The 21,297-nt window shown below is 70.7% G+C and carries 19 protein-coding genes, 1 tRNA gene and 1 pseudogene; 11 read left to right on the forward strand and 10 right to left on the reverse strand.

The annotated features are described in order from the left end of the window. Nucleotides 1-369: 369 nt before the first annotated feature. Together AS857_RS32395 and AS857_RS42155 are read left to right on the forward strand one after the other, a co-directional pair. Complete coding sequence (locus AS857_RS32395) at nt 370-1,554, forward strand: methyltransferase domain-containing protein (RefSeq protein WP_245700584.1); 1,185 nt, start codon at nt 370-372, stop codon at nt 1,552-1,554. A 37-nt stretch (nt 1,555-1,591) separates the two neighbouring features. Next, nucleotides 1,592-1,801, forward strand: coding sequence for a DUF6879 family protein (locus tag AS857_RS42155; RefSeq protein WP_338058292.1), 210 nt, complete (start codon nt 1,592-1,594; stop codon nt 1,799-1,801). Between the two features lie 48 nt (nt 1,802-1,849). On the opposite strand, the gene AS857_RS32400 is transcribed toward AS857_RS42155, so the two are convergent. From AS857_RS32400 to AS857_RS32415, 4 genes are all read right to left on the reverse strand, one after another. After that, a complete protein-coding gene (locus AS857_RS32400) occupies nt 1,850-3,817 on the reverse strand; it encodes a PTS fructose transporter subunit IIABC (protein WP_058047208.1) in 1,968 nt (655 codons plus the stop codon). 11 nt (nt 3,818-3,828) lie between these two features. Continuing rightward, entirely contained in the window at nt 3,829-4,788 is a 960-nt protein-coding gene (gene pfkB / locus AS857_RS32405) for a 1-phosphofructokinase (protein ID WP_058046709.1), read from the reverse strand. Continuing rightward, nucleotides 4,785-5,546: a DeoR/GlpR family DNA-binding transcription regulator gene (locus AS857_RS32410; protein ID WP_058046710.1), complete on the reverse strand. Its 762-nt coding sequence runs from the start codon at nt 5,544-5,546 to the stop codon at nt 4,785-4,787. Before AS857_RS32410 ends, pfkB begins: the two co-directional genes overlap by 4 nt. Before the next feature lie 140 nt (nt 5,547-5,686). Beyond that, nucleotides 5,687-7,168, reverse strand: coding sequence for an MFS transporter (locus AS857_RS32415; RefSeq protein ID WP_058046711.1), 1,482 nt, complete (start codon nt 7,166-7,168; stop codon nt 5,687-5,689). 117 nt (nt 7,169-7,285) lie between these two features. Here AS857_RS32415 and AS857_RS32420 point away from each other — a divergent pair, with 117 nt between their 5' ends. Then, nucleotides 7,286-8,248 carry a helix-turn-helix transcriptional regulator gene (locus AS857_RS32420; RefSeq protein ID WP_058046712.1) on the forward strand — a complete coding sequence of 321 codons (963 nt, stop codon included), beginning with the start codon at nt 7,286-7,288 and terminating at the stop codon, nt 8,246-8,248. Nucleotides 8,249-8,480: 232 nt separating this feature from the next. Here AS857_RS32420 and AS857_RS32430 read toward each other — a convergent pair whose 3' ends face one another. Then, on the reverse strand, nt 8,481-9,482 hold the full coding sequence (locus tag AS857_RS32430; protein ID WP_058046714.1) for a sigma-70 family RNA polymerase sigma factor: 1,002 nt from the start codon (nt 9,480-9,482) through the stop codon (nt 8,481-8,483). Nucleotides 9,483-9,931: 449 nt separating this feature from the next. Between AS857_RS32430 and AS857_RS32435 the strand changes: the two genes are divergently transcribed. Next, a complete protein-coding gene (locus AS857_RS32435; RefSeq protein WP_058046715.1) occupies nt 9,932-10,378 on the forward strand; it encodes a hypothetical protein in 447 nt (148 codons plus the stop codon). Between the two features lie 232 nt (nt 10,379-10,610). Here AS857_RS32435 and AS857_RS32440 read toward each other — a convergent pair whose 3' ends face one another. Next, nucleotides 10,611-11,405: a dioxygenase family protein gene (locus tag AS857_RS32440; protein WP_058046716.1), complete on the reverse strand. Its 795-nt coding sequence runs from the start codon at nt 11,403-11,405 to the stop codon at nt 10,611-10,613. A gap of 167 nt (nt 11,406-11,572) precedes the next feature. On the opposite strand from AS857_RS32440, the gene AS857_RS32445 reads away from it, so the two are divergent. Further along, complete coding sequence (locus tag AS857_RS32445) at nt 11,573-12,112, forward strand: MarR family winged helix-turn-helix transcriptional regulator (RefSeq protein WP_058046717.1); 540 nt, start codon at nt 11,573-11,575, stop codon at nt 12,110-12,112. Nucleotides 12,113-12,242: 130 nt separating this feature from the next. On the opposite strand, the gene AS857_RS32450 is transcribed toward AS857_RS32445, so the two are convergent. After that, nucleotides 12,243-13,748, reverse strand: coding sequence for an MFS transporter (locus AS857_RS32450; RefSeq protein WP_058046718.1), 1,506 nt, complete (start codon nt 13,746-13,748; stop codon nt 12,243-12,245). Between the two features lie 217 nt (nt 13,749-13,965). Then, nucleotides 13,966-14,589, reverse strand: a pseudogene (locus AS857_RS32455) (TetR/AcrR family transcriptional regulator); the annotation flags it as partial. Between the two features lie 512 nt (nt 14,590-15,101). On the opposite strand from AS857_RS32455, the gene AS857_RS32460 reads away from it, so the two are divergent. Beyond that, nucleotides 15,102-16,394: a M6 family metalloprotease domain-containing protein gene (locus AS857_RS32460; RefSeq protein ID WP_058046719.1), complete on the forward strand. Its 1,293-nt coding sequence runs from the start codon at nt 15,102-15,104 to the stop codon at nt 16,392-16,394. Here the strand turns inward: AS857_RS32460 and AS857_RS32465 are convergent. Beyond that, nucleotides 16,360-16,992 carry a TetR family transcriptional regulator gene (locus AS857_RS32465; RefSeq protein WP_058046720.1) on the reverse strand — a complete coding sequence of 211 codons (633 nt, stop codon included), beginning with the start codon at nt 16,990-16,992 and terminating at the stop codon, nt 16,360-16,362. The two genes, AS857_RS32460 and AS857_RS32465, sit on opposite strands and share 35 nt — an antisense overlap. 100 nt (nt 16,993-17,092) lie before the next feature. Between AS857_RS32465 and AS857_RS40515 the strand changes: the two genes are divergently transcribed. The 5 genes from AS857_RS40515 to AS857_RS39690 all read left to right on the forward strand — a co-directional run bounded on the left by AS857_RS40515 (nt 17,093) and on the right by AS857_RS39690 (nt 19,778). Beyond that, nucleotides 17,093-17,242 carry a hypothetical protein gene (locus AS857_RS40515; RefSeq protein ID WP_173864829.1) on the forward strand — a complete coding sequence of 50 codons (150 nt, stop codon included), beginning with the start codon at nt 17,093-17,095 and terminating at the stop codon, nt 17,240-17,242. Nucleotide 17,243: 1 nt separating this feature from the next. Then, nucleotides 17,244-17,591, forward strand: coding sequence for a hypothetical protein (locus AS857_RS41695; protein ID WP_063278446.1), 348 nt, complete (start codon nt 17,244-17,246; stop codon nt 17,589-17,591). Nucleotides 17,592-17,630: 39 nt separating this feature from the next. Next, a tRNA-Arg gene (locus AS857_RS32475) sits at nt 17,631-17,703 on the forward strand. 209 nt (nt 17,704-17,912) lie between these two features. After that, the gene (locus AS857_RS32480) at nt 17,913-19,028 is read left to right on the forward strand and encodes a DUF262 domain-containing protein (RefSeq protein WP_058046721.1); all 1,116 of its coding nucleotides are present in this window, start codon (nt 17,913-17,915) and stop codon (nt 19,026-19,028) included. A 9-nt stretch (nt 19,029-19,037) separates the two neighbouring features. Next, a complete protein-coding gene (locus tag AS857_RS39690; RefSeq protein ID WP_144440910.1) occupies nt 19,038-19,778 on the forward strand; it encodes an MAE_28990/MAE_18760 family HEPN-like nuclease in 741 nt (246 codons plus the stop codon). A gap of 183 nt (nt 19,779-19,961) precedes the next feature. Here AS857_RS39690 and AS857_RS32490 read toward each other — a convergent pair whose 3' ends face one another. Then, on the reverse strand, nt 19,962-21,281 hold the full coding sequence (locus AS857_RS32490; RefSeq protein ID WP_079110775.1) for a cytochrome P450: 1,320 nt from the start codon (nt 21,279-21,281) through the stop codon (nt 19,962-19,964). Nucleotides 21,282-21,297: the final 16 nt, after the last annotated feature.

Below are 21,297 nucleotides of genomic sequence, written 5' to 3' on the forward strand. Positions count from 1 at the left end.
TGCGGTTGCGAGAACCAACTCGAAACATCGCCGCATCCGAGAAACACGCGCTCGTACGGTCCTGCACATGACCGCGTGCAGGCAATGCCTCAGGCTCACCCTCTCCCGTGCAACCGCCATCCGGGAAGGGCGCTGGAGGGACCTCGCTGCGCTCGCGCAAGCGACGACAAAGCACCAGCAAGTGCACATCGATCACCCGGAGGAGAGCGCCATGAGCCGACGGACGAGCACCGTCCCCGCCGTACAGGACAGCGGAGACCACGGGAAACCCCAGGAAGAAGGCGACGGGCACCCCGGGCAACCGTGGATGCCGACGGATGAGCCGACCCCGGACGGGTCGACGCCTCCCGGCGGCGGGACGCACGGCAAGTGACCCGGCCGATCGACGGACAGACCGTGGACACCGACCGGGACGCCGACCGGGAAACGCTCCGCCGGGCGCTCATCGACTCCGGCGCCCTGCGCCCCGCGTGGCTGCCCGCCTTCGACGCCGTGCGCCGCGACGCCTTCCTGCCGGATGTCATGTGGCCGCACGACATGGACACGGGCCGGAGCCGCACCGTGGACAGGGCACGCGATCCGCACGCGTGGCAGAAGTACGCCGACTCCAACTGCCCCATCGTCACGCAGTGGGACGACGGGGCCCACCGCGGGACCGAGCCCGGGCGGTCGTTCAGTTCGTCGTCGTCCATGCCGAGCCTGGTCTTCTCCATGCTCGCGGACCTGGACGTCGGGGAAGGGCACCGTGTGCTGGAGATCGGCACGGGCACCGGATGGAACGCGGGGCTGCTCGCCCACCGGGTGGGCCCGGACGGGAGCATCGTCACCGTGGACGTGGACGGAGCCGTGGCCTCGGCAGGCCGGGAGGCGCTGCGGCGCGCGGGGCTGGAGTCGGCCGTCCGTGTCCTGCATCGCGACGGATTCCTCGGCTTCCCCGAGCGCGCCCCGTACGACCGGGTCATCGCCACATGCGGCTTGCGGGCCATCCCGTTCGCCTGGGTCGAACAGACTGCCCCGGGCGGGGTGATTCTCGTGCCCTGGGGCACGTACTACGGGCCGGAGGAGGCCACGGCGCGGCTGGTCGTCGCCGGGGACGGCCGGAGCGCGTCCGGGCCCTTCACCCAGGCTGTGGGTTTCATGCGGATGCGTTCGCAGAGGCTGGTGCGGCGGCAGCACGCGGCGTACGTGCCACCGGGCGCCATGGACCGGGCCGACACCTCGGTCACCGCCCTGCGGGCCGAGGACGCGGCCGGGTTCGTGATGGGCCTGCTCGTACGCGATGCCACGCACGTCGCTGACCGTGTACGGGACGGCCGCCGCGCCGTCTGGCTCTACGGGCTCTCGGACACGTCATGGGCCGTGGCCGTCTTCCGCGACGGCGGCGAAGAGGCCAAGGTCTACCAGTCCGGGCCCCGCCGCCTCTGGGACGAGGTGGAGGCCGCCCACGAGTGGTGGGAGACCGAAGACCGCCCGGGGTTCGGCCGCTTCGGACTGACCGTCATGGAGGGAGGACGAACCGCCGTCTGGCTCGACGAGCCGGCTCACGTCCTCTGACGGGCCGGAAATCCGCCGAGTAGCGGCACCGTTGTGGTTGCGCGTTCGGCCGGTCCAGTGTGGGCAGTGTTCAACCGACATCGAGGAGGGTCATGGCAGAGCTCGTGCCTTTCGAGGAAATCATCTCGGCGTCCGCATTCTTGAGGACGCCGAGAGCGTCGTCCGTGCTTGCCAGGTCCGGGACGCGGCCTGGCATCACGCGGTCCCTACGAAGAGCTTTCAAGCGCAGCTGCGTCCGGCCGTGTGAGGCCGTTCGCGGCGGCGGCGAAGCGCACGGGCCGGCCTTGGCGGCGGCTTACGCCGCCACCCGTCGCCGCCCCAGGCTCTTCAGGGTCACGACCGACGCCGCGCTCACCGTCACCCCCGCCGCGATCGCGACCACGTACAGCAGGGGCTGGCCGATCAGGGGGATGACGAAGGCGCCGCCGTGCGGGGCGCGGAGGGTGCAGTCGAAGGCCATCGACAGGGCGCCCGTCACCGCGCCGCCCGCCATCGCCGACGGGATCACCCGCAGCGGGTCCGCCGCCGCGAAGGGGATCGCTCCCTCCGAGATGAACGACGCGCCCAGGACCCACGCCGCCTTGCCGTTCTCGCGTTCCGTCTCCGTGAAGAGGCGGCCGCGTACGGTCGTGGCCAGGGCCATGGCCAGGGGCGGGATCATGCCGGCCGCCATGACCGCGGCCATCACCTTCAGGCTGCCCTCGTTGGGGTCGGTGAGGCCACCGACCGCGAAGGCGTAGGCGACCTTGTTCAGCGGGCCGCCCAGGTCGAAGCACATCATCAGGCCGAGGATCGCGCCCAGGGCGACGGCGTTCGCGCCGTTGAGGCCGCCGAGCCAGTCCGTGAGCGCCTTCTGCAGCGAGGCGACCGGCTTGCCGACCACCAGGAACATCAGGAAGCCGACCACCGCCGACGACACCAGCGGGATCACCACCACCGGCATCAGGCCCCGCAGCGCCTGCGGTACGCGCAGCCGCTGTACGGCCGTCGCCGCCGCGCCCGCCAGCAGGCCCGCGATCAGGCCGCCCAGGAAGCCCGCGTTCACGGTCAGGGCGATCGCCCCGCCCACGAAACCGGGGACGAGGCCGGGGCGGTCCGCCATCCCGTACGCGATGTAGCCCGCCAGGACCGGCACCAGGAACCCGAACGCCGCCCCGCCCACCTGGAACAGCAGCGCCGCCCAGCTGACCGACTCGGTCCACACGAAGTGCTCCGCCACGGACGGCGCCTTGTTCACCTCGTAGCCCCCGATGGCGAAGGCCAGCGCTATGAGCAGGCCTCCCGCCGCCACGAACGGCACGACGTAACTCACGCCCGTCATCAGCCACGCGCGGAGGCGGGTGGCGAAGTTGTCCCCAGGCTGAGAGGCCGCTTCCATCGGAGAGGGTGCGCGGCAGCCTTCCGCCGGTTTCTTCTCCCTCACCTCCGCTATGAGTTCCGCCGCCCTGCTGATCCCCGCCTTCACCCCCACGTCCACCGTCGGCTTCCCCGCGAAGCGCTCCCGCCCCCGCACCTCCACGTCATGCGCGAGGATCACCCCGTCGGCCGCCGCGATGACCTCCGCGTCCAGCTGCGCGTAGCCCGCCGAGCCCTGCGTCTCCACCGCCAGCTCCACGCCCGCTTCCCGCGCGGCCTTCTCCAGCGCCTCCGCGGCCATGTACGTGTGGGCTATGCCCGTGGGGCAGGACGTCACCGCCACGATGCGGAAGCGGTCCACAACCGCAACCGGTGTCTCCCCGGCGGACTCTTCCTGCGGTACCTGCGCTACCTCTTCGCCCCTTATCAGCGCCGCCGCCACCTCCGCGCTCCCCGCCCCCCGCAGCGCCTTCGTGAACTCCTCGTCCATCAGCTGGCGCGCCAGGCCCGACAGGATCGTCAGGTGGTCGCTGTCCGCCCCCGCCGGCGCCGCGATGAGGAAGATCAGGTCCGCCGGGCCGTCCGGCGCCCCGAAGTCGATGCGGGCCGCCGAGCGGCCGAAGGCGAGGGTCGGTTCCGTGACGTGGGCGCTGCGACAGTGCGGGATGCCGATGCCGCCGTCCAGGCCCGTCGGCATCTGGGCCTCGCGCGCGGCGACGTCCGCGAGGAAGGCCTCGATGTCGGTCACGCGGCCGAGGGCCTGCATGCGCTCGGCGAGCGACCGGGCCGCTTGCGCCTTCGTGGCGGCGGACCGGTCGAGTTCGAGGTCGACCAGCGCCGCGGTGATCAGCTCGTGCGCCCCGGGCTCGGACGCCGCCCCGGGCTCGGACGCCCCGGGCTCGCTCATCGCGCTCTCGCTCATCGCGGGCTCCCTTGTGTCGGTTCCGTCAGTACGCGGTCGAGCGGGACGTCGGACGTCACCGTCACCCCCGCCGGGTCGAGGTCGGCCGGCACCGGCATCGCGCTGCCCGGCAGCTGGACGGCCGCCGCGCCGTGGGCCAGTGCGGAGGCCAGCGCGGCGGGGCCCGTGCCGCCGGCGGCGAGGAAGCCCGCGAGGGACGCGTCCCCCGCGCCGACGTTGCTGCGCACGGCCGCGACCCGCGCCGTGCCGAAGTACGTGCCCGAGTCGTCGACGAGCAGCTGGCCGTCGGCGCCGAGGCTGGCCAGTACGGCCCGCGCGCCCTGCTCCCGCAGGACGGCGGCCGCCCGCACCGCGTCGCCGACGGTGGCCAGCGGCCGCCCGGTGGCCTGGGTGAGTTCCTCGGCGTTGGGCTTGACGACGTCGGGGCGCTCGCGCAGGGCCGCGGTCAGGGACGGGCCGGAGGTGTCGAGGGCGATCCGGGCCCCGGCGCCGTGCGCGCGGGCCACCAGGCGCCCGTACCACTCGGGCGCGAGGCCGCGCGGCAGGCTGCCGCAGCAGGCGATCCAGTCCGCGCCCGCCGACCGGCTCCGTACGACGGACAGCAGCGACTCCGCCTCCCCCGCGGTGAGTTCGGGGCCCGCGGCGTTGACCTTGGTGAGGGTGCCGTCGGGTTCGGCGAGGGCGACGTTGACGCGGGTGGAGCCCTGCACGGGCACGCCCGCGACCTCGATGCCGTACGCGCCGAGCAGCCGCGCGAGCAGCGCGCCCTCCGCCCCGCCGAGCGGCAGGACGGCGACGGTGCGCCGCCCGGCGGCCGCGACGGCGCGGGAGACGTTGACGCCCTTGCCGCCCGGGTCCACGCGGTCGCCGGCCGCGCGCAGGACGGCGCCGCGCTCCAGCGACGGGATCTCGTAGGTGCGGTCGAGGCTGGGGTTGGGGGTGACGGTGAGGATCATGCGCGGACCACCGCCGGGCCGGCGGCCTCGATGTCACGGGCGTCCTCGGGGGCGAGCCCGGCGTCGGTGATCAGCAGGTCGACGTCGGAGAGTTCGCCGTGGCGGGCGAAGTGCCGCTGCCCGTACTTGCCCGAGTCGGCGAGGAGGACGACGCGCCGGGCGGCCGCGGCGGCGGCCCGCTTGACCGCGGCCTCGGCCAGGTCGGGGGTGGTCAGGCCGCCGTCGGCCGAGAAGCCGTTGGTCGCGAGGAAGGCGACGTCGGCGTGGATCTCGGCGTACGCGCGCAGCGCCCACGCGTCGACGGCGGCGCGGGTGCGGTGCCGGACGCGCCCGCCGACCAGGTGGAGGGAGATGCCGGGGTGGTCCGCGAGGCGGGCCGCGACCGGCAGGGCGTGGGTGACGACGGTGAGCGCGCAGTCGAGCGGGAGGAGGCCCGCGAGGCGCGCGGCCGTCGTCCCCGCATCGATGATCACGCTGCCGTCGGCGGGGAGTTCGGCGAGCGCGGCACGGGCGATGGCGTCCTTCTCGTCGGCGGCGGTCGCCTCGCGCTCGGCGAGGTCGGGCTCGAAGTCGAGCCGCCCGGCGGGGATGGCGCCGCCGTGCACCCGACGCACGAGGCCCGCCCGGTCCAGGGCCTTGAGGTCGCGCCGGACGGTCTCGGCAGTGACCTGCAGCTCCTCGGCGAGGGAGAGGACGTCCACGCGTCCGCTCTCGCGGGCGATCCGCAGGATGTGCTGCTGACGCTCCGGTGCGTACATGTTTTGCGTCCGTTTCATGCCCGAGTCTGTGGTTCTCGCGGAGATTACCGCCCGTTCAGGCAAGAAGTAAACAGATTCAAAAACAAAGCGCCGGGCGGGCCGGATCCTCCAGCCCGCCCGGCGCTCCGGGGTTCAGCGGGTCAGACCGTCGCCAGCTCCGCCTCGTCCGCCGTCGCCGACGGCGCCTCCGCGGTCTTGTGCTTGGGGAGCAGGAACATCAGCGCGAACACCACCACCAGGCCGCCCACGACCCACCACAGCGCATGCGTGAACGCACCGCTGAAGATGTCGGCCACCGCCTCCTGCCGCGGGTCCGCCTTGTCCACGACGGAGAAGAACGCCACCGAGACCAGGCCCAGTCCGAGCGCGTTGCCCAGCTGCATCGTGGTGTTGATCAGGCCGGACGCGGAGCCCGCGTGCTCGCGCGGCACCTCGGAGAGGATCGCGTCCGTGATCGGGGAGACGATCAGGCCCATGCCCGCGCCCATCACGATCAGCGGCAGCGCCATCTGCCAGGAGGTGATGTCCGCGCCGTAGCGGTCGGCCTCCCAGATGTAGGTCAGCACGCCGGCGGCCATCACGACGGCGCCCGCCGAGAGGACGTTGCGGCCGAAGCGGGGCACCAGCTTCTGCACGGACATGCCGGCGGCCACCGAGACGGCGATCGAGAAGGGGATGCCCGTCAGGCCCGCCCGCAGCGCGGACCAGCCGAGGCCGAGCTGCATGTACATCGTCCAGACCATGAAGAAGATGCCCGTGGTCAGGCCGAAGACCAGCTGGACGCCGACGCCGCCCGCGAAGCTCCTGACCTTGAACAGCGACAGCTCGACCAGCGGCGATCCGTCCTTGCGGGTCTTGTGGCGCTCGTACGCGATGAAGCCGGCGAAGACGGGCAGGGCCGCGGCCATGGATATGAAGCCCCACAGCGGCCAGTCGTGCTCGCGGCCCTGGGTGAGCGGGTAGAGCACCATCAGCAGGCCGGCGCTGGCCAGGGCCACGCCCACGAGGTCGAGCTTGAGGGCCTTCGGGGCCTTGGACTCGGTGATGAAGCGGCGGCCGAGGAGCAGACCGGCGATGCCGACCGGCAGGTTGATCAGGAAGATCGGGCGCCATTCGAGGCCGAAGAGGTTCCACTGGGTGAGCAGGGCGCCCAGCAGCGGGCCGGAGACCGCGCCGAGGCCGACGACCGCGCCGAACATGCCGAAGACCTTGCCGCGTTCGTGCGCGGGGAAGGTGACGTGGATGATCGACAGCACCTGCGGGACCATCAGGGCGCCCATGAGGCCCTGCAGGACGCGCGCCGCAACGAGCAGCTGCGGGTCGCTGACGATGCCGCAGAGCATCGAGGCGAGGGTGAAGCCGCCCATGCCCAGCAGGAAGACCTTCTTGCGGCCGTAGATGTCGCCCAGCCGGCCGCCGGTGATCAGGCCGATGGCGAAGGCCAGCGCGTAGCCCTCGCTGAGCCACTGCAGGACGCTGAACGAGGCGTCGATGTCGCGCCTGATGCTGGGCATCGCGATGTTGACGATCGTCACGTCGACCAGATCCATGAAGGAAGCGGTCATCACTACCGCGAGCGCCAGCCAGCGGCGGCGGTCGGTGGGCGGTGAATCGGTGGTCATGGATGGACCTGGCCTTTCGGTGGTGCGGGTGGGGGGTGGGATGCGTTTTTGCGTATGACCCGACCGTAGACCCCATATAGGACAGCTTGTGTCCCACTTCCCTGCCACCCTGGTGTTATGACCGACACTCCGGCACGGCTCCTGAATCTGCTCTCCCTGCTCCAGACGCCGCGCGAGTGGCCCGGCAGCGAACTCGCCGAGCGGCTCGGGGTGACCACGCGCACCATCCGGCGCGACATCGAGCGGCTGCGGGACCTCGGCTACCCCGTACAGGCGACCATGGGCGCCGTCGGCGGCTACCGGCTCGCGGCCGGCGCCGCCCTGCCGCCGCTCGTCCTGGACGACGAGGAGGCGGTCGCGATCGCCGTCGGGCTGCGGGCGGGGGCGGGGCACGCCGTCGACGGCATCGAGGAGGCGTCCGTACGGGCGCTGGCCAAGCTGGAGCAGGTGCTGCCGTCCCGGCTGCGGCACCGGGTCTCGGCCCTGCAGGCGGCCACGGTGCCGATCACCTCGGGCGACGGTGCGACGGTCGACCCGCGGACCCTGACGATCATGGCGTCGGCGGCCACCGGCAACGAGCGGTTGCGCTTCGCCTACCGCAAGGGCGACGGCACCGAGATGCAGCGGCTCGTCGAGCCGCACCGGCTGGTGAGCACCGGGCGCCGCTGGTACCTCGTCGCCTACGACACCGACCGCGAGGACTGGCGGACGTTCCGGGTGGACCGGGTCAGCGAGCCGTTCGCGACTGGCGCGCGCTTCTCGCCGCGAGAGCTGCCGGCGGCGGACGCGGCCGAGTTCATGAACCGTTCGCTGGGCCGGATGCAGCCGACGGTGCGCGTCGTCGCGACACTGCACGCCCCGGCGGAGTCCGTCGCGGCACGGCTCCCCCAGCACCTCGGCGCGCCGCAGCCGGTGGACGACCGCACGTGCCGCCTCGACCTGGAGCTCACCGACTCGGTGGAGTGGATCGCCTTCCGGCTGGCGCTGCTGGACTGCGACTTCACCGTCCACGAGCCGCCGGGGCTGGTGGAGCACCTGCGCGAGCTGGGGGCGAGGATCACCCGCGCCGCGGCGGGGTGAGGGGCGCGGGCGCGGGGCCCGCCGCAGCGGCGACGTGCGAGGCGACGCAGGAGGCTAAGGCGACGTGCGAGGCGGCGCAGGAGGCAAACGCGACGTACGAGGCAGCGCAGGAGGCTAAGGCGGCGTGCGAGGCGGCGCAGGAGGCAAAGGAGGGCCCCGACGCAGGGGGGGTGGCGCCGGGGCCCGGTCTATGAGGTTATGCCCTATTAAGCCGCTACGTCACTACGCCGCACTACGCCGCCGCGTCGAAGCCCGTGTCGTGGGCCATCTTCTTCAGCTCCAGCAGGGCGTGCTTCTCGATCTGCCGGATCCGCTCGCGGGTGAGGCCGTGCTGCTTGCCGACCTCGGTGAGCGTGCGCTCACGGCCGTCCTCGATGCCGTAGCGCGCCTTGATGATCGAAGCGGTCCGCTGGTCGAGGCGGCCGATCAGGTCCTCCAGCTCCTCGCTGCGCAACAGGGCGATCACCGACTGCTCGGGCGACACCGCGGAGGTGTCCTCCAGCAGATCGCCGAACTGGGTCTCGCCCTCGTCGTCCACGGACATGTTCAGGCTGACCGGGTCACGGGCCCAGTCCAGGACGTCGCCGACGCGCTCGGCGGTGGTGCCCAGCTCCTCGGCGATCTCGGAGTGCTCGGGATCGCGCCCGTTCTCGCGGTTGAACTCGCGCTGGACGCGCCGGATCCGGCCGAGCTCCTCCACGAGGTGGACGGGCAGCCGGATCGTGCGGGACTGGTCGGCAATGGAACGGGTGATCGCCTGGCGGATCCACCACGTCGCGTACGTGGAGAACTTGAAGCCCTTGGTGTAATCGAACTTCTCCACCGCACGCACCAAACCCGCATTGCCCTCCTGGATCAGGTCGAGGAGGGGGAGGCCGCTGCGGGGATAGCGCCGGGCGACGGCGACGACGAGGCGCAGGTTGGACTTGATGAAGACGTCCTTGGCCCGCGCGCCCTCGGCCGCTATGGCCTCGAGCTCCTCGCGCGAGGCGGCCTTGGCACCCTTCCCCGGCTCCTCGTGGCCGTCGAGGAGCTGCTGGGCGTAGACGCCCGCCTCGATGGTCTGGGAGAGCTCGACCTCCTTGGCGGCGTCGAGCAGGGGTGTACGTGCGATCTCGTCGAGGTACATCCCCACCAGGTCGCGGTCGGCGATCTCGCCGGAGGCGCGCGCACTGCTCGCCCTCTCAGCGCCCTTGTCGGCAGTCTGACGACGGGCGACGGCACGGGTTGCCATGCGTACTCCCTTGCGATGAGTCGGTCGCGGGACGGACGGGCTCGATAGGGCTTCCCTGTAAGGGCGGACCCTGTCACGGTTGCCCCGTCCGATGGAAAGAACGACTGGAATCCGGACAGAATTCCCACGGAACGTCTTATTTTTGGTGATCATGCAGTACCCTGTGCGACCGCATACCGGAATGCATGCCGAGGAGACCTACGGAAGCGCAGGTCAGACCACATGGGAAGGCGCCCCGGGAGCCTCACGGCCCCCTGTCGCCGCAGCCGGGTGAGACGGCCGTCACGTAGGCGCGACAGCCGGCGCCCCGGCCGGGAGCCGTCGCCCTTGACCGCGCTCCCACCCTCAAGGACGACGCGGACGGCCCCGTGGTTGCCACGCTCCGTTTGATCGAGTTGCCCGTGCACCCGCACGGGTGTGCGCTGGTGGGACGAGAGAGGAGCCCCGCGATGACGCACTCGATCATGCCCGGGCGCCACCACCACGCCCACGAGGGCCCCGGCCCGGTGGCGCGCGGCACTCACCTTCCCGCCGGGCACGCACCCCGGTCCACCTGGGCCGTACCCGTCGTCGGCGGGGTCGCGCTCGGCCTGTTCGCCATCTTCCTCGCGAGCAACAACGGCTACTCGGTGGGCGCCGCCGTGCTCATCGGCGTGGTCGCCGGCCTGATCGCCATGGCGGCGGGCTACGCCCTGCTCCACGAGCGCAACACGATGATCGCCGAGGTCCGCGCGGCGGCCTTCGGGGCGCTCTTCGGCGGCAGCATGGGATTCCTGCACAGCCTCAGCGGCGGCACGGTGCTGCGCTCCACGGGCATCGGACTGCTGACGGGGATCGGCATGGGCGTCGCCTCGTACTACGTCTTCTACTGGCACGAGCACCGGGCGGACGTGTGACGTGACCGGCGGGCGGCGGGCGCGGGCCCGGGTGAACGACGGGCCCGGGTGAGCGGCGGGCCCGGGTGAGCGGCGGGCCCGGGTGAGTGACGGGCCCCGGCGAGGTGACGGGGCCCAGCAAGGTGACGGGGCCCAGCGAGGTGACGGGGCCAGCGACGTAGGACTTCAGACGGTTCCGTGTATCTGACAACCGGCCCTAGCGTGAGGGCCGATGCCACTGCCCGAACCGCACCTACCCGAACTGCACCGAGCGCTTCGCCAGCCCCATCCAGAACCCGTCGATGACGCTGCGCTGACCGTCCAGCTCGTCCTCGGCGGCGCCGAGAGCGACGAAGAGGGGTGCGAAGTGCTCGGTCCGCGGGTGGGCCAGGTGACCCGCGGGGGCCTTGCGCTCGAAGTCCAGGAGCGCGTCGACGTCCCGGGCGTCGAGCGCCTCGCGGCCCCACGCGTCGAACTCCGCCGACCAGGCGGGCGGCCCGGATCCCGCGTGCCGCAGCGCGGCCAGGTTGTGGGTGAAGAAGCCGCTGCCGACGATCAGCACGCCCTCGTCGCGCAGGGGCGCGAGCTTGCGCCCGATCTCCATCAGCCGGCGCGGTTCCAGGGTGGGCAGGGATATCTGGAGGACGGGCACGTCGGCCTCGGGGTACATCTCGACCAGCGGCACGTAGGCGCCGTGGTCCAGGCCCCGGTCCGGGACGTCCTGGACGGGCGTGCCGGCGCCGCGCAGCGTCTTGCGGATGCGCTCGGCCAGCCCGGGGGCGCCCGGGGCGGCGTAGCGGACCCGGTAGTAGTGCTCGGGGAAGCCCCAGAAGTCGTACACGAGCGGCACGGTCCCGGTGGCGCCGAGGGCGAGCGGCGCCTCCTCCCAGTGCGCGGAGACCACGAGGATCGCGCTGGGCCGGGGCAGCTCCGCGCCCCAGGCGGCGAGCTGGGCGGTCCACAGCTCGTCGTCGGCGAGGGGCGGGGCGCCGTGGGAGAGGTAGAGCGCGGGCATGCGCGCGCCGGTACGGGTGTCGGTGGCCGGCATGGACCCTCCTGGTCGGGGCAGCACTCCAAGAAGTACTTGAACTCTCAAGCTCTTGGATATGAGCTTAACTCTCCCTTATTTAAACTTCAAGGATCCAGAGCGACCGAGAGCGCGATCGAGAGCGCGACAGCAGCGACAGGAAGCCGGTGGGTGAAACAGTGGATGTCATGACCGAACGACCCGAAGAGGACACCGCTCGTACGGAGCGGAAGGCCTCCGCCGCCGCGGCGGAGCCGCGCTGGCTCACCGACGCCGAACAGGACGTCTGGCGGGCGTTCCTGCACGCCACCACCCTGCTGGAGGACCACCTCGACCGGCAGCTCCAGCGCGACGCGGGCATGCCGCACGTCTACTACGGGCTGCTCGTCTCGCTCTCCGAGGCGCCCCGCCGCCGGATGCGGATGACCGAGCTGGCCCAGCAGGCCAAGATCACCCGGTCCCGGCTCTCGCACGCCGTCGCGCGGCTGGAGAAGAACGGCTGGGTGCGCCGCGAGGACTGTCCCTCCGACAAGCGCGGCCAGCTGGCCGTCCTCACGGACGAGGGCTTCGCGATGCTGCAGAAGTCCGCCCCGGGCCACGTCGCCGCCGTCCGGGCCGCGCTCTTCGACCGGCTCTCCCCCGAACAGGTCGTCCAGCTCGGCGCCATGTGCCGGACGATCGCGGAGGGGCTGCAGCCGGCGGGCGCGGACCTGCCCTGGCTGCGCTGACGCCGTCCGTCCGCGGCGTTCGTCCGCGCCGCACGCACGCACGCGAACGAAGGCCCCCGCCGTACGTGGCGGGGGCCTTCGTCAGTTACCTACTCTGTGCACTTACGTTCGTGCACTTACTTCGTGCAGGTCAGTGCGCCATGACCGGGACGGAGTTCTCCGCGCCCTCGCCGTCGCCCGAACCGGCGACCGCGCCGCCCTGGTGACCGGCGTTGACGAAGGCGACCGCGACCAGCGCGGACAGCACCAGGATGCCGACGGCCCACCACACGGCGGTGGAGTAGCCGTGCACCATCGACTGGAAGGTGAGCAGCTTCGGGTCGGACCCGGCGCCCGCGTGCGACTTGAAGTAGTCGGTGGTGGCGCTGGCGGCGATGGTGTTCAGCAGAGCGGTGCCGATGGCGCCGCCGACCTGCTGCGAGGTGTTGACCATCGCCGAGGCGACACCGGAGTCACGGGCCTGCACGCCGTACGTGGACAGGCTCATGGCCGGCATGAAGGCCGTACCCATGCCGAGGCCCATCAGCATCAGACCGGGCAGGACCACCGCCGCGTACGAGGTGTCCAGGTCGATCTGGGTGAGCAGGACCATGCCGACGGCCGCGAGCAGGAAGCCCGGGCCCATCAGCCAGCGCGCCGGGACGCGGGTCATCAGGCGGGCGCCGATCTGCGTGGAACCGGCGATCATCGTGGCGATCATCGGCAGGAACGCGAGACCGGTCTTGACCGGCGAGTAGCCCCGGACGATCTGCAGGTAGTAGGTCAGGAAGAGGAACAGGCCGAACATCGCGATGGCGGCGAGACCCAGCGAGACGTAGACACCGGCGCGGTTGCGGTCGGTGAGCACGCGCAGCGGCAGCAGCGGGGCCTTGACCTTCTTCTCGACGAGCACGAAGGCGAACAGCAGGACCGCGGCGGCGGCGAAGAAGCCGAGGGTGCTGCCGGCCGTCCAGCCGTCGGACTCGGCGCGGGTGAAGCCGTAGACCAGCGAGACCAGGCCGAGGGTGGCCAGGATGACGCCGGGGACGTCCAGCTTCGAGGGGTTGCGGCCCTCGGCCGGCTCACGGATGACGGCGATCGCACCGGCCGCGGCGACGACGGCGAAGGGGATGTTCACGAAGAACGTCCAGCGCCAGTTGAGGTACTCGGTGAACACGCCGCCGAGGATCAGGCCGACGCCACCGCCGGCACCGGCGATGGCACCGAAGATGCCGAACGCCTTGGCGCGCTCCTTCGCCTCGGTGAAGAGGACGGCGAGCAGCGACAGGGCGGCCGGGGCGAGCAGCGCGCCGAAGACACCCTGCAGGGCGCGGGCGCCCAGCAGCATCCCCGTGTTGACCGCGGCGCCGCCGAGCGCCGAGGCGGCGGCGAAGCCGATCAGGCCGATGACGAAGGCCCGCTTGCGGCCCCACAGGTCGGAGATGCGGCCGCCGAAGAGCAGCAGACCGCCGAAGGCGAGGGCGTAAGCCGTGATGACCCACTGCCGGTTGCCGTCCGAGATGCCGAGGTCGGCCTGGGCGGAGGGCAGGGCGATGTTCACGATGGTCGCGTCGAGGACGACCATGAGCTGGGCCAGGGCGATGAATATGAGCGCTTTCCAGCGCTTCGGGTCGAGGGCGGTACTGGTGTCTGGCATGAGTGTGTCTACCTCGGCGCGCAGTGGAGCGGGACGGTGGGGTCGTGGTGGTGGTGCAGGCCCGGCGGGGCCTGCGAAGTCTGGGGGGTCACCGGGAATCGGAGTCGGAGCCGGGGCCTGGGCCGGAGTCGGGGCCTGGGCCGGAGTCGGAGCCTGGGCCGGAACCCGGGCCCGACGCCTCGCCGGCGTCGGCGCCTGCCGCGGAACAGTGCTTGTGACGGCGCAGGTCCTCCAGCGTGGCGGCGGACCCGGGGAGTTCGGACCGGGCCGGGGCCATCAGGCCGTCGAGGAACAGCTGCAGGTGCCGGTGGACGAACTGATCGAAGGCCGCGCAGCCCTTGCCCGGCAGCGGCCGGGTCAACTGCGTGATGGCGACGATGAGATCACCGAGCCCGATGTCGTCGCGCAGCCCACCGGACGCGCGGGCGTCGGCCATGATGCCCTCGACCTGCTCGTCGAGACGGTCACGCGCCGCCACCAGCTCGGGGTGGTTGGGATCGACGCCCTCGTCGAGCAACGTGCAGAGCGCGCCCACCCGTTCGTCCGCGGCGGCGTGGACGAACCGCCTCAGCGATCGGAAAGCATCGGGCTCCTCGGCTCGTGCCGCCTCGGCCCGGTCCGCTAGACGGGCCATGACGGAGAGGGTGACATGGTGGATCAGCTCGCGGCGGTCCGCGAAGTGCCGGTACAGCGTGGCATTTCCGACCCCGGCCCGTCGAGCGATTTCATCGAGGGAGCTCTCCGCCCCGTACTCGACCAGCGCTTCCCGTGCGGCGGCGATGATTCGCTCGCGGTTGCGCAGGGCGTCGGCGCGGAGGCGCGGCGGTTGAGCGGTGACCACGGCCTTGCTCCTTCTGGACTGGGGTGGACGGGTGGGACGGAACCCGGGGCGCGGCCCGAGGCGGAAGCGGGGAGAGGTTCCCCGTTTTCCTCGGACGAGGGGTAAACGGGGAGAAGGTCCCCGGATATTTCACGGACAGAGGGTGACGTACGTCACCCGTTGCCGGCGGCGCGCGGACGGTCGGCGGGTGTGCCCCATCTGCCGCAGTCCGGGGAGCGCGCGGGGCCGCGGCGGCAGAAGGTGATCACAGAGAGCGGTACGGCCGGAGCGGCGGCCCGGCCGCGCCCTGGAAGGTGCCCGCCCCGAGTGAGCCCGCCTTTGCAGGCGCCCGCCCGTGCCGCACCCGGAAGTGCCCGTCCTGGAGGTGCCCGCATGAGCCCCGGCCCGGAGACTCCGGCATGAAAGCCCTGGCCGACCTGAAAGCCCTGGCCGACGTGAAGGCCCTGGCCGACGTGAAAGCCCTGGCCGCCGTGAAGGCCCTGGCATGAAGGCCCTGGCGTGAAGGCGCCGGCGTGAAGGCCCTGGCCGTCGTGGTCATGGCGGCCACCGCGCTCGCCATGACCTCGCCGGTGCCCGCCGGGCACTTCGGGCCCGGCGCCGAGGCCGGGGCGGGCGGGCCGCCCGCCGCCGGGGACACCGGGGGACGGCCGCCCTCCGGCCCGTGCGCCCTGCCCGGCGCCACCGACAACGTCTCCGAGACCGCGCGGACGCCGCCCGGCTACGCCCGCTCCAGCGGCACCGTCCGCGCCGTGACCTTCCTGATCGACTTCCCGGACTCCCCCGCCACGACCACCCCGCAGGCGCGCTACGCCGAGTTCTTCCCGGCCGTCGCGGACTACTACCGGGCCAGCTCCTACGGCCGGCTCGACTACCGCTCCACGCCGGTGCTGCGCTGGATCCGGATGTCCCGCCCCTACGCCGCCTACGGGATCGAGCGCGGCACGCCCTTCGACGCGGAGAGCGACGACGGCTACCACGCGATCGCGGCGGAGATCCTCGACGCGGTGGACGACACCGTCGACTTCCGGCACTACGACCTGATCAACGTACTGGTGACGCCGGGCGCGGGGCCGCCGGCCACCGAGGACGTGCGGTCGGTGACGTTCGCCGGCACCCCCACCGGCCTGACCACGGCCGACGGCGTCCCCTTCAAGAACGTCTCGTTCATCTGGAGCCGCCAGACGGGCGACAGCCCCTTCCGCGTCCTCAACCACGAGAACGCCCACAGCTTCGGCCTGCCCGACCTCTACTACACGGGCCGCGGCGCCGCGCTGCTGAAAACTCCCGTGGGCCACTGGGACCCGATGGACGAGGACTGGGGCCCGTCCAACGACTTCCTCGCCTGGCACAAGTGGAAGCTGGGCTGGCTCGCGCCCCCGCAGGTGCGCTGCCTCGACGGGCCGGGCGTCCGCTCCTTCGCCCTGACGCCCACGTCGGTCCCGGGCGGCCTCAAGCTCGCGGTCGTCCCCGTCTCCCGGCACACCGTGATCACCCTCGAGGCGCGGGCGGCCGGGCAGCTGGACCACGCGGTGTGCCGCCCCGGCGTCCTGATCACCACGATCACCACCACCATGTCCACCGGCTCCGGCCCCGTGCGCACCACGGACGCCACCCCGGGCAGCAAGGGCTGCTACACCACCGACCTGAACGTGAACGCGGCGCTGAGCGACGCCCCGTACACCGCCGGGCAGCGGTACGCCGGGCCCGGCATGTCCGTCGACGTGCTCGGCGAGGACGACGAGGGCGACTGGCAGGTACGGGTGCGGACGGTCAGGCCGCGCGCCAGTGACGGCGGCCGAGACTGATCAGCCGCAGCTGCCGACCGGCCGTGTCGGCGATGGCGCGCTCCTCCTCCGGGGACGCCTCCAGGAACGCCGACGCGGTCATCACGAGGTGGTCGACGTAGAGCCCGGCGAGCATGCGGACGTCCTCCGCGCTCCACCCCTGCGAGACCTCCTGCGCGGCGAGGGCGGCGGCGACCTCGTCCCCGAACCGCTCCAGCTCCGCCGCGATGGCCTCCCGCACCGCCCGCACCCCGCCGTGCCGTTCGCGGGCGACGAAGCGCACGTGCGCCGGGTGCCGCCGCACGTGACCGGCCACGGCCTCGACGCTGCGGTCGATGACCTCCTCGGCCTCCTGCTGCTCAGCCAGGACGGCCCGGATCATCACGTGCAGGCTGCCGAGCGACTCCTCCACCAGCGCGACGCCGAGCTCGGCCATGTCCCGGAAGTGCCGGTAGAACGCGGCGGGCGCGACCCCCACGACCCGCGTGACCTCCCGCAGCCCGAGGCTGCTCAGGCTCTGCTCCTCCAGCAGCCGCAGCGCGGCGTCGAGCAAGGCCTGACGGGTCTTCAGCTTCTGGGCCTGGCGGACCCCGAGGGTGGCGTGGGTGCTGCTGCTCATGGATTCAGTAAACAACTGTTTGCCACGGGACGCCAGGAGCGCTACGCTGGATTTCAGTGAACAACTGTCATTCCAACTGTTCACCCAAGAAGGGAAGGACATGATCTTCCTAGTGGCGGCCGTGCTCCTCCTGGGAGTCCTCGTGGGCGCCGCCGCCCATCTCGCACTCCCCGTGATCATCCCGGCGGCGACGGCGATCTCCCTGTGGCTGCTGGTCTTCGCGATCCGCGAGCGCAGGAGGGAGCACTGAAATGCCGACGACTCCGACGACGACCCTGACGAAGCACGCAGCACACCGGCCCGCGACGGACCAGGCGCGGCCGGATCCCCAGCCGCAGCCGCAGCCCGACAAGACCCCCGCCCGCCGGGAGGCCGACGGCATGGCGGTCGCCTCCTTCGTCCTGGGCCTGGTGGGCCTCCTGATCTTCAACATCGTCCTGGGCCCCCTGGCCCTGACCCTGGCCGGCCTCGCCCTCCTCCGCGGCACGAACCGCCCCGGCCGCGCCGCCCTGGGCCTGACCCTGGGCGCGGCCGACCTGATCGTCCTGGCGGCCCTGGCCACCACGGACCACACCCTCTCCTGGAGCTTCGGCCCCTGACCCCCGCCCGCCGCCACCCGCTACACTGGCGGCTACCTTGCCTCCGTAGCTCAGGGGATAGAGCACTGCTCTCCTAAAGCAGGTGTCGGCAGTTCGAATCTGCCCGGGGGCACCGCCTTGAAGCCCTCCAGCCATCCCGGCTGGAGGGCTTCGGCATGGCCGGGCAGCGCGACGACGACAGGCGCTCGCCTCGAGCCACCACGTGACCAGCCTCATGGCGCTCGACAGCAGTCACAGAGAAAAGTGACCCCACCCCGCCCCAACGCCCTACAGTGATCTACCAAGTTGATCGTAGGAGCATCCACAAGGGGAGGGCGCACAGTGTCAACGCATTCCGATCAGGACCCCCTCTTCGAAGAGGACGAAGGCGACGTCACATCCGAGCAGGCCGAGCCCCTGTTCGTCCCCCTCGAAGAGAGGCGGCTGGTCACCCAACCGTACGACCTTTCGCTGGCAACACTGGTGGATGACATCCAGCGCGAGCGGCTACTGCTCAGCATCGAGTACCAAAGAAAGTACGTATGGGACAGGTCTAAAGCCAGCAGACTCATCGAGAGCTTTCTCCTGAACATCCCCGTACCGGTTTGCTACTTCGCCGAAAACGAAGACGGATCCTACGAAGTTATCGACGGCCTCCAGCGGATCCAGACCATCAAGGATTTCCTCGGTGACGAGTTCGCCCTTCGCGGCGTTTCAGTGGTCAGTGAATTTGAAGGTCTCCGCTACAGCGGTCTCCCTCTGAAAGAGCAGCGGCGACTGAGCAACCGCACCATTCGTTGCATCGTAATCACCGACGATTCACACCCGGACATCAAATTTGATGTATTCGAACGACTCAACACCGGATCTGCGATGCTGGCCGCACAAGAGCTACGAAATTGCATTTACCGCGGATCACTGAACTCATCCCTGAAAGAACTGGCGGAGAATCCGGAGTTCTCCGGCATCCTGGGCGGACTAAAGAACAGTCGGATGGCTTACGAGGAGCTGGCCCTACGCTTCTTCGCACTTTACGAAAACCTCAGCGGTTACCGCCCACCGCTCCGTCAGCTCCTTAACACCTACATGCGGCGACACCGAAAGGGGACTCCTGGCGAAGCAGAGATTCAGGTTTTCCTGGAGACCTGCAGAGCGGTCTCAGAAATTTTCGGCACCAGTGCATTCAGGCTGATAAAAGACGGGAAGATGGGGGCGTTCAACAAAGCACTGTTCGACTCCATCATGCTCCCCCTTGCATTCTCCGACCGGCGGTCCGCAGTGAGCAAGGCCAAAGAAATACGAGAGCTGCGCTCCGAGCTACTTGACAGGGAAAGCTTCCAAACAGCGATTGGCCGGGCAACGGCGGACAAGAGCCGGATGCATGGGCGCGTACACGCATTCGCAAGTGGACTGGTGAAACTGGGAGTCCGCTGCGACCTGCCCACTCTTCCCGACTAGCGAGGATCGATGGCCGAGTCCGAACTGGATTCCTACTGTGAGTTCATCGACAGCCTCCGAGAAGTGGAAACGCTTCTTGCTGCCGGCCCTTCACAGCCGCTCGGGCATGGCGGGACTGTGGACCAGGCCCAAGATCGAGAACTGACCAACGCGGTGACCCGAGCATGTGTGGTGATGCTGGTTGCACACTTCGAAGGCTTCGTAAAAGCTGCCCTGACAGAACTCATCGACGAGATCTGCGAGGCGAAGCCACCGACGCGAAGAATCCCCGATGGCCTACTTGAACTGCACACCAGGGAGCGAATCCAAGAGATATTTGGCAGCGAGGGCCCCGACAGGATCCACAAGACCCGTCGATTATTTTCTACATATGCTCCGCTTTGGGAGGAGGACCGCTCCATCAATCCACAGGTCCTCTCGGCCAAAATCTTAACCCGCCAATTCACCAATGCCAGGCCAGAGATTCTGGACAACGTCTTCAGGCTTCTCGATGTTCACGACCTCATCAGCCAAATAGAAGCGCACGTCAATCGAGCCATCGTCAATCGCGGCGACGAAGCAACCAGCGTCAAGGTGGCAGTCAAACTGACCGAGATCGTGAGCAGACGAAATAAAATCGCCCACGGCGACAGATCGGAGAAGCCCACCCAGTTCGAGGTCGAGAGCTATGTTGATTTTCTCAAGGATGTATCGGAGTGCATATCCAGCATCATCCAAGCACGAATCGCCCATTGCTGCTCCCTCAGGTGAAGGGCGACACTCTCCAGCCTTTCAATGATGACTACCCGAGAAATTCTGCACTCGCAACCCCAGTGGCGAGCAGGCGACTCCAAGTGGGCCGCCAGGGTGAACTAGGCCGGGATCAGCCGTGCCTGAACTGCGGGGGAACAGTGGGGACCACCCAGCGGTCCCCAAGCGGGGCTGGTCAGGTTTTCACCAGGCGACCGGGAGGGACTCCGGGCCGCGGTTGATGGAGCCTCGGCGCCAGCGCATTTCGCTTTCGGGGACGGCGAGGCTCAGGTTCGGGAAGCGGTCGAGGAGGGCGGTGAGCATGACCTCCGCCTCCATCCTGGTGATCAGGGCGCCGACGCAGTAGTGGGGACCGTGGCCGAAGGACAGGTTGGGGGCGTCGTCGCGGGTGAGGTCGAGGCGGTCCGGGTCGCGGAAGACCGACGGGTCGCGGTTGGCGGCGAGGTAGGAGACGTAGACGACGTCGCCGCTGCGGATCACCGCCTCGCCGACCTGCAGGTCCTCGGTGGCGACGCGGGGCAGGCCGACGCCGTTGCGGTGCGGGATGTAGCGCAGGAGCTCCTCCACCGCCTGCGGGAGCAGGGCCGGTTCGGCGCGCAGGCGGGCCAGCTGCTCGGGGTGGGTGAGCAGCGCGTACACCATGTTGGACACCTGGTTGCGGACCGCGTCCATGCCGTTGAGGACGAGCATCACCGCGAGCGAGATCAGCTCCGGCATGCTGAGGCCGCCCTCCGTCCGGGCCTCGACCAGGGCGCTGAACAGGTCGTCGCCGGGGTGCTCGCGGCGGTGCGCGGCCATGGCCTTGAAGTAGCCCGCGATCTCGCCCTTGACGGCGTTGCTCTGCTGCTCGGAGTGGTTGCTGGAGAGGATGACGCTGCGCCAGTTCTGCAGCCGGCCGAGGTCGTGGGGCGGGACGCCGAGGAGCTCGCCGATGAGCTGGGCGGGCAGGGGGTCGGTGAGCCACTCGGTCAGGTCGGCCGGGGAGCCGTGCTCGGCCATGCGGGAGAGCATCTGGTCGGCGAGCTCCTCTGCGCGGGGGCGCAGGGCGGCGACGCGTTTGCGGCCGAAGGTGAGGGCCACGTGCCGGCGGATCCGGGTGTGGTCGGGCGGGTCGGTGCGGCCGACGCCGCCGGCCGGGGCGACGACGTGCGGCGTCATGCTGGTGACCGGCCGGTCGACGGTGAGGGCGCGGCTGAGCCGCGGGTCGGCCGCGACCGTCTTGACGTCCTCGTACCGGGTGGCCAGCCAGGCGTCGCCCTCGCCGAACCGCAGCCGGATCCGCGCGATCGGCTCCTCGCGCAGCAGGCGGTGCATGAGCGGATCGAACTCCAGGCCGGGGAGGTGGTCCACCGGCCAGTCGTGGACCGTCTCGCCCGGCTTGCGGAAGGCCGGGCAGCCGGCAGAAGCCGGGTCGGACGTCACATCGGACGTCACATCGGACGTCGCGTCGGACGTCACGCCGGACCTTGCATCGGGCGTCGGATTCGTCAGCGGTTCGGCCATCGGACCCTTCCTCGCT

This window comes from Streptomyces roseifaciens (assembly GCF_001445655.1).
Lineage (GTDB): Bacteria > Actinomycetota > Actinomycetes > Streptomycetales > Streptomycetaceae > Streptomyces > Streptomyces aureoversilis.

Coding starts and splice junctions, on each gene's coding strand:
- AS857_RS32445 (WP_058046717.1), top strand. CDS start 11,573: ATGACCGAACGACCCGAAGAGGACACCGCTCGTACGGAGCGGAAGGCC.
- pfkB (WP_058046709.1), bottom strand. CDS start 4,788: ATGATCCTCACCGTCACCCCCAACCCCAGCCTCGACCGCACCTACGAG.
- AS857_RS32400 (WP_058047208.1), bottom strand. CDS start 3,817: ATGAGCGAGCCCGGGGCGTCCGAGCCCGGGGCGGCGTCCGAGCCCGGG.
- AS857_RS32450 (WP_058046718.1), bottom strand. CDS start 13,748: ATGCCAGACACCAGTACCGCCCTCGACCCGAAGCGCTGGAAAGCGCTC.
- AS857_RS32415 (WP_058046711.1), bottom strand. CDS start 7,168: ATGACCACCGATTCACCGCCCACCGACCGCCGCCGCTGGCTGGCGCTC.
- AS857_RS40515 (WP_173864829.1), top strand. CDS start 17,093: ATGATCTTCCTAGTGGCGGCCGTGCTCCTCCTGGGAGTCCTCGTGGGC.
- AS857_RS41695 (WP_063278446.1), top strand. CDS start 17,244: ATGCCGACGACTCCGACGACGACCCTGACGAAGCACGCAGCACACCGG.
- AS857_RS32435 (WP_058046715.1), top strand. CDS start 9,932: ATGACGCACTCGATCATGCCCGGGCGCCACCACCACGCCCACGAGGGC.
- AS857_RS32430 (WP_058046714.1), bottom strand. CDS start 9,482: ATGGCAACCCGTGCCGTCGCCCGTCGTCAGACTGCCGACAAGGGCGCT.
- AS857_RS32490 (WP_079110775.1), bottom strand. CDS start 21,281: ATGGCCGAACCGCTGACGAATCCGACGCCCGATGCAAGGTCCGGCGTG.
- AS857_RS32440 (WP_058046716.1), bottom strand. CDS start 11,405: ATGCCGGCCACCGACACCCGTACCGGCGCGCGCATGCCCGCGCTCTAC.
- AS857_RS32410 (WP_058046710.1), bottom strand. CDS start 5,546: ATGTACGCACCGGAGCGTCAGCAGCACATCCTGCGGATCGCCCGCGAG.
- AS857_RS32420 (WP_058046712.1), top strand. CDS start 7,286: ATGACCGACACTCCGGCACGGCTCCTGAATCTGCTCTCCCTGCTCCAG.
- AS857_RS32465 (WP_058046720.1), bottom strand. CDS start 16,992: ATGAGCAGCAGCACCCACGCCACCCTCGGGGTCCGCCAGGCCCAGAAG.
- AS857_RS39690 (WP_144440910.1), top strand. CDS start 19,038: ATGGCCGAGTCCGAACTGGATTCCTACTGTGAGTTCATCGACAGCCTC.